Origin of the sequence: Archangium sp. (assembly GCF_036277355.1) — a bacterium.
Taxonomy (GTDB): Bacteria; Myxococcota; Myxococcia; order Myxococcales; family Myxococcaceae; genus Archangium.
In genome coordinates, this window is record NZ_DASUNC010000149.1 from 1 (window position 1) to 7,503 (window position 7,503).

The 7,503-nt window shown below is 67.3% G+C and carries 6 protein-coding genes; 3 read left to right on the plus strand and 3 right to left on the minus strand.

Going from position 1 to position 7,503, the window contains the following annotated elements:
• Positions 1-245: 245 nt before the first annotated feature.
• Positions 246-827, plus strand: a complete 582-nt coding sequence (locus VFZ09_RS37040; protein WP_329732487.1) for a hypothetical protein — start codon at positions 246-248, stop codon at positions 825-827.
• Positions 828-900: 73 nt separating this feature from the next.
• A complete protein-coding gene (locus VFZ09_RS37045) occupies positions 901-1,302 on the plus strand; it encodes a hypothetical protein (protein ID WP_329732488.1) in 402 nt (133 codons plus the stop codon).
• Positions 1,303-1,386: 84 nt separating this feature from the next.
• Here the strand turns inward: VFZ09_RS37045 and VFZ09_RS37050 are convergent, their stop codons facing one another.
• The 3 genes from VFZ09_RS37050 to VFZ09_RS37060 all read right to left on the minus strand — a co-directional run bounded on the left by VFZ09_RS37050 (position 1,387) and on the right by VFZ09_RS37060 (position 5,303).
• Entirely contained in the window at positions 1,387-2,898 is a 1,512-nt protein-coding gene (locus VFZ09_RS37050) for a DNA polymerase Y family protein (protein ID WP_329732489.1), read from the minus strand.
• Between the two features lie 21 nt (positions 2,899-2,919).
• Entirely contained in the window at positions 2,920-3,768 is an 849-nt protein-coding gene (locus VFZ09_RS37055; protein WP_329732490.1) for a recombinase RecA, read from the minus strand.
• A gap of 320 nt (positions 3,769-4,088) precedes the next feature.
• Positions 4,089-5,303 (minus strand): vWA domain-containing protein, encoded by a 1,215-nt coding sequence (locus VFZ09_RS37060; protein WP_329732491.1) that lies wholly within the window; start codon positions 5,301-5,303, stop codon positions 4,089-4,091.
• A gap of 261 nt (positions 5,304-5,564) precedes the next feature.
• Here VFZ09_RS37060 and lon point away from each other — a divergent pair.
• Positions 5,565-7,503: endopeptidase La (gene lon / locus VFZ09_RS37065; protein WP_329732492.1), on the plus strand; the 1,939-nt coding region annotated here is incomplete at its 3' end.

A 7,503-nucleotide genomic window follows, 5' to 3' on the forward strand; every position in this document is an offset into this window, starting at 1 on the left:
CGGAAAGGAATTTGACCCGGTCCAAGAAGGGGGCGAAGTGAACCCCGGCCAGCGTCGCTGACGCTCCGACTGTTCCGCTTGCTCCGGAACAGGCGTTCCACTTCGTCCGGAACGAGTGTTCCACATCGCCGGAATACGCACCGCCAGGAAGAGCGCGTCCTCGCCCAACGCCGTCGCCAGCCTACCGCATGGTATACTCGGGCGGATGATCATGACGGTCACAGCTTGAAAGGCGGTACGAAGAAATGATGCCGCGTTATCTCGCGATGCTAGTCGCTTCAGGGGGCATCCTGGGGTGTGCTACTGGCGGACAGCCAAAATTCTGGCGCGACCCGGATGGCAACATCATCTTCATGGGCCCCATGCTCGGCCCCACCGACAATCTGGAGACGCTCGCTCCGCAGCTTTGTGAAAAAGTCCGAGACATGCCTGGTGCCCAAGCCGGCCACCAACGTGGTGGACAGGAGTATTGTGGAGCCATCTACCAGCGTCCTGGAGATACAAGATTCTTTGCAAGCTATCCCTCCTCGCTCGGTCCGCCACTTGAACTACCGGGTGGAAGAAAAGCCTGCTTTGTCCCGAACAAGGTCAGTGACTCCGAGGCGCCGGGAGGACAAATCTACGCTGATTACCATAGCCACCCATCGGCCTCGCGGTTCTCTCCGGAAGATCTACAAGCGCGACGTCAACGCTTCTACTTCCGGGTGATGTTCAACCACATCTGTGAGGTCTATTTGTATGACTTTCAAGATCGGACGGTCTTCCAACTTCAAGACGGAAAATTCGCCCCCATCAAACAGGTGACGGACGATATCCGCGGCCAATAAAAACCTCATGTCATACATATTGAACCGACCTGTCAGCGCTCAGATGCCGCACCAGCAACCCACAGGAGGATGGATGAAGCGAATCAGCCTGGGAATCCTGATGATTGCTCTTCCCGGGTGCATTCACATCCATCGGAAGGCATCTGTTGCGCCTCACGAAATCGCTGAGCGCATCCAGTTTCCAGAATGGGGCAAAGACGCGGCCACCGTCACCGGGCCACAGCTCAAAGCACTCCAGATTGCGATGGATGATTTCCGGCCGACAGGATGGGGACCCCCCAAGAACAAGGACGCGCTGGTTCACTGCCTGCAGCAGATCGAGAACTACGACGCATGGATCAAGCGCGGCGAACGAGTCACGTTCGTTCACTTCACGCCCAAAGAAGATGAACGCTGCGGCCTCGAGCCAAGCCCTGTCGATGCCGGTGCGAGCTACGCCATCAGCGATGAGGGAGTCATTCTCAGGCGTGAATGATCACGCGGACACACCTGGGGCCAGATTGAAGCCATACACCCTCACCCCAGCCCTCTCCCAGAGGGAGAGGGGGCATACACAGGGTCAATCGAACAGGCCCTGGAGGTAGAAGCGGCCGTCTCGCGCGTCCCGGAATACCCACGCCGGGCCCAGTCCCTCGAAGTGCACCCGGTAGTAGTCCCGGCTGTACGGCCTCGCGTCCCACCAATCCCCGCTCAGCCGCTCCGGGCCCACCAGCGCCATCACCCGGCGCCGCCGCCCTCCCAGCCTCGCCGCCAGCAGCTCGCCCGAGGCCGTCATCTCCACGTCGATCGTGGCCGGCGTCCCCAGCATCCGCGAGGGCCGCTCCCGCATGAACTCGGGCACCGGCTCCGCCGCCTCCACGGGCTGCAGCAACTCCCCCTCCAGTCCGCGCCTCATGGGCGGTGGCCGGAAGGTCTTCGTCTCGTACGCATCCTCGGGCCGGTGCGTGTCCTCCAGCGCCGCCATGAAGAGCGCGTCCTCGCCCAGCGCCGTCGCCAGCCGCGAGAGCACCACCTCCAGTGCCGCGTCTCCCTCGGGCGCGTCCCCCAGTGCCAGTTGCTGGCCCCGGTCCTCGCAATCCTCCTCCACCCGGAGGATCAGCCCCGCCACCGGTCCCTCGAGCCGCACGTCCGACAGCCGGTGCCGCGTCAGTTCCAGCAGCATCTTCGCCTGAGCCGTCGGCCTCGCCAGCGTCAGCGGCACCACCGCCTGTCCCGACGGGTCCAGCTTCAACGTCAGGTTCATCCGCACCGCCGCCCGCTTCCGGCCTCCCAGCCGCCCGCACAGCCGGTCCAGCACCGTCTTCAGCGCGAACTGCAGCGGCTCCAGCGACTCGGCCGGCCACTCCAGCGTCAGCTGCTCCTCCAACACCTCCTCCAGCACCTCCGCGATGAACGGGGTCTCATCTCCTCCCCGGCAGCGCGCGTGCGCCCTCATCCCCGCCGCGCCGCCTCGCGCCGTTACCGCCCCCACCGGCAGCCCCGCCACCTCGCCCAGCGTCGTCAGCCCAAGCGCCGCGAACGCCGTCTGCTCCGGGCCCTCCAGTGCACTCAGGGGCAGCGGCGCCAGCGCCCGCGCGCTCTCTCCTTCCGGCACCACGCTCATCCGCGGCGCCCCGTGCCTCGCCAGCGCCCTCGCGGTGAACTTCTCCGAAGCCACCACCACCCTCCCCCTCCACCCCAGCTCCGAGCACTGCGCCAGCACCTTCGCGCACAGCCCCTCCTCCCCCTTCGCCAGGTGCGCCGCGCTCGCGTCGAACCACAGCCCGTCCGGCTCCGATAGCTGGAAGCCCGGCGCCAGTCCCATCAGCATCTCGCCAATGCCCACCAGCGCCCGCCGCTCCTCCTCCGGCCGGTACGGGAAATGTCTCAGCTCCGGCTCCAGCGCCGTCGCCGCCGTCAGCGTCATCCCTTGCTTCACCCCCGCCTTCAGCGCACTCGTGGACGCGCACGCCACCCGCTGCTGGCCTCGCACCTCCTCCACCAGCACGAACGGCCTGCCCGTGAGCTCCGGCAGCTCGATCACCTTGCGCTGCACCGGGAAGCGCGAAAAGTGCAGATACCCCAGCCGCATCTCCGTTCCCCTCCCCTCGCCTCAGTGCAGCGCCGTGCCCGCGTCCAGGCTCGCGCGCAACGACGGCATCGGCGTGTCACGGCCCGGGCGCTGCCACAGGATTCCCCGGTGTCCCTCCGACGGGGGCCGCTCCCTCGGGAGCTCCGGCACCGTCACGTCCTCCGCGGGCGGCAGCTCCGCTCCCCACGGCGCCTCCACTCCCTCCAGCTCCGGATAGAGCGCCTTCCACGGCACCACCGTCCTCGAGCCGATTCCTCCCTGCCGGCTTCGCACCACCTCCACCGACAGGCCCTCGCCGTCTCGCGCCTCCGTCCGCAGCCTCATCATCCCGTCCCCCGGGGCCTCCGGCGCCGTCAGCAGCAGCAGCAGGCTCCCTCCCCTCACCGCCGCGTCCATCAGCCGCTTTCCCTCCGCCGGGGACAGGCGCACTCCGCCCGCTCCCTTCGGGCCTCGCGTCAGGTCCAACACCACGCACGCGAATGCCCCACTCCTCACCAGCTGCACCGCCGACCACGCCAGCTGCTCCGCCGTCTTCGGCCGCACGATCAGCAGCCGGGCAGGATCCACCCCCGCCGCCACCGCCGCCGGCGGGTAGAGCTCTCCAGAGCCGTCCACGTACGCGCACAGCCGCCCTTCCCGGTGCGCCGACGCCACCGCCCTCAACGCCAGGCTCGTCCTCCCCGACGCCGCCTCACCCCACAGCTCCACCACCTGCCCCAACGGCAGCCCTCCCCCCGGCAGCAGCTCGTCAAAGGCCTCCACCCCCGTCCTCAGCGCCGCCAGGTACTTCCTCGGCGCCGCCTGCAACCGGCGGATCTGCTCCCTCAACGCCTCCACCGTCACCGATACCTTCTCGGCCGTCGCACTCATCACGTCCCCCGTCCCACACTGGACCTGAAATTGGGTTCAGTATGCCGTCCGGGCTGACATGCGCCAGGAAATGTCGCCTGGTGATCAGCCAGGCGCGTTCTTTTTCACGGTTTTCGGGGTGGGTGCGCAGGCGAGGCGACAGACCCTCACCCCAACCCTCTCCCAGAGGGAGAGGGGGTTTACACGGGCTCAACTCGCGGTCCAGGTACCCTCACCCCGTCCCTCTCCCGAGGGGAGAGGGGTGGTTTCTCTGGGTGGAGAGGCTCTGGTGGTGGGGCTCTGGTGGTGGGGCTCTGGTGGAGCGGCTCAGTTGGAGGGGCTCAGTTCGCGCAGAGCAGTTTGACTTCCAGCTTCTGATCCGTCGGCTTCCTCGGGCACGAGGACTGGAAGTACAGCCGCGCCGCCCTCCCCCCCGCAGATGGCTCGTACGTCAGGTCTCCCCCCGCCACGCTGCACGTCTGCACCGTCCCGTCCTCCCTCGTCACCCTCACCTGCGCCAGCCTCGCGTCCGGCAGGTTCACCACCTCGATGCTCTGCGACGTCCTCGCCAACGTCGCGATCGACACCAGCGTCTCCCGGAAGTCCGCCCGGCAGATGGAGTCCAGGTTCTTCAGCCCTGTATCGAACTGCGCCGCCATCTCCCGCTGCCGGAATCCCGGCCCGTACGACGTCGGGCAATCCACGTTGCGCACGAACGTCCCCGTCGGCGTCCGATCCAACACCGTCCCCACCGCCTTGTCCGTCAGCCCCACCGGGCCAATCGTCGCCCACAGCACCTCGCGCGTGGACCCCAGCCCATCCTCCAGGTTCCGGAAGATCCGCGCGTACTCCCGCACCGGCGTCAGCCGATCCGACTGCTCGCTGCACAGATCCCGCGTCGTTTCCTCCGTCAGAATCACCGGCGGCGGCCGCTCCGTCGAGCTGCAGTCCTCCTCGTCCGACACCACCACCACCAGCAGCCGCGCCCCGTCCCGCAGGAAGCCTCCGTTACCTCCCTCGCCCACCGGCATCGTCGACAGGGGCGGCGTCACCGCCAACCGCACCGCCTCGAAGGGCGTCTCCTGCCCGCTGCCCCTCGTCCCCACCTTCACCAGGCGGCTGAACTTCGCCAGGAGGTCCGGATCCCCCTCGTCCAGGTAGCGCTCGGCCGTGGGCTGCTCCCGCTCGTCAGGGACCGGCCTCAGCCGCCCCGCCTGATCGGGAAAATCCGCCAACTGCTCGCGGTTATCATAGAACGCGTGCAGGTAGACCGACGTCGTGATGACGCCCACGCGGAAGTCCTGCTCCACGCCGCTCCCCCGCTGGAGCTCCGCCAGGAACGCGGGCAGCTCGGAGGCAATGGCCTTCTGCTCCTCGTCCATCGATCCCGAGTTGTCGATGACGAAGAGCAGATCCGTCTTCTGGGCCGAGATCAGCGGGGCGTCCGCCTGGCACCGGCCCGGCAACGTGGAGCCGGGCTCCTCCACGGGGGACGTACACGCCACACCCCACAGGGCGGTGGCCAACAGCGCGCTCGTTCGGATGGACTGCATCATGGGGGGATCTCCTGGGAACGCGGCCGGGTGTAGCGCGCGCCCGGGCCATGGACAAAGGGGGGTCCCCGAACATGCCCCACATCCGGGGGGATGTGCGAGCAACCGTCCGGGATCCGACGACCTACACGAAAAACGCAGGCCACGTTTGCCATGTGCGTTTTGGTTGCTACGTTGAGTCAACTCTCACAGAAGATCGACAACCCAGCTGTTCTACCGGCTCGGAAGCTGTCCGGCCGGGCTGGAAACCGAGGCATCGACTACATGTCCGACGACAAGAAGAAGGGTTCCGGCGCTGCGGCCATGCCGGCTGCGATGGCGCCTCCAGGGATGATCAACAAGGAGGACATTCCCCAGGTCCTGCCGATCCTCCCCCTGCGCAATTCGGTGTTCTTTCCGGGCGGCGTGCTGCCGCTCGCGGTGGGGCGGCAGAAGACGATCGCCCTCATCAAGGACGCGGTGCGTGACGACCAGGTGATCGGCGTCGTCACCCAGCGCCGCGCCGAGGAGGAGGACCCGGGCGCGTCCGACCTCTACACGATGGGCACCGTGGCCCGCATCGTGAAGCTCCTCAAGATGGGCGAGGACAACTACTCGCTCGTCGTCCAGGGTCTGGCGCGCTTCCGCGTCATGGACCTGGTCCAGGAGGCCCCCTACCTCAAGGCCCGCGTGGAGGCCGTGGAGGATCGCACCTCGGCCGAGAACGTCGAGGTGGAGGCCCTGGGCATCAACCTCAAGAAGCTGGCGCGCGAGGTCATCGAGCTGATGCCCGAGCTGCCCGCCGCGGCCACCGAGCTGGTCGAGTCCATCACCCACCCCGGCCACCTGGCGGACCTCATCGCCGCCAACGTGGACGTGCCCATCGAGGAGAAGCAGGCCGTCCTCGAGACGGTGGACCTCAAGGCCCGGATGAAGCTCGTGCTCGAGCTGCTCAACCGCAAGCGCGAGATCCTCAAGCTCTCCAACAAGATCGACTCCGCCGTGAAGGGCGAGATGTCGAAGACCCAGCGCGAGTACTACCTGCGCCAGCAGCTCAAGGCGATCAAGGAAGAGCTCGGCGAGATGGGCGAAGACGAGGAGGAGCTCGACGAGCTCGGCGAGCGCCTCAAGAAGGCCAACCTGCCCCCCGAGGTCGAGAAGGTCGCCAACAAGGAGCTCAACCGGCTCAAGACGATCCCCGCGGCGTCGAGCGAGTACACCGTCGCGCGCACCTACCTCGATTGGATCGCCGACCTGCCGTGGGCGAAGATGTCCGAGGACAACCTCGACATCGAGAACGCGCGCCAGGTGCTCGACAAGGACCACTTCGGCATCAAGAAGGTGAAGAAGCGCATCCTCGAGTACCTCGCGGTGCGCAAGCTGAAGAACGACATGAAGGGCCCCATTCTCTGCCTGGTCGGGCCCCCGGGCGTCGGCAAGACGTCGCTGGGGCAGTCGGTGGCGAAGGCCGTGGGCCGTAAGTTCGTGCGCCTGGCGCTCGGCGGCGTGCGCGACGAGGCCGAGATCCGCGGTCACCGCCGCACCTACGTGGGCGCCCTGCCCGGCCGCTTCATCCAGCAGATGAAGAAGGCCGGCTCGCGCAACCCGGTGATGCTGCTCGACGAGATCGACAAGCTCGGCGCCGACTTCAGGGGCGACCCGTCGGCGGCGCTGCTCGAGGTCCTCGACCCGGAGCAGAACCACACCTTCAGCGACCACTACCTCGACGTGGCCTTCGACCTGTCGAAGGTGATGTTCATCGCCACGGCGAACCAACTCGACCCCGTGCCCGGGCCGCTGCGTGACCGCATGGAGATCATCGAGCTGAGCGGCTACACGCTCGACGAGAAGATGGCGATCGCCAAGACGCACCTGGTCCCCAAGCAGGTCAAGGAGCACGGCCTCGCCGCCGACCAGCTGGAGATCACCGACGAGGCGCTGGGCGACATCATCGCCTCGTACACGCGCGAAGCCGGCGTGCGCTCGCTCGAGCGCCGGGTGGCCGACGTCTGCCGCTCGGTGGCGGTGCAGGTGGCCTCTGGCAAGCCCGACAAGCAGGTGATCACCAAGGAGCGGGTCTTCGAGCTCCTCGGGCCCCAGCGCGTGGAGTCGGAGATGGCGGAGCGCACGTCGCAGACTGGCGTGGCGGCGGGCCTGGCTTGGACGCCCTACGGCGGTGACCTGCTCTTCATCGAGACCACCAAGATGGCCGGCAAGGGCGGCA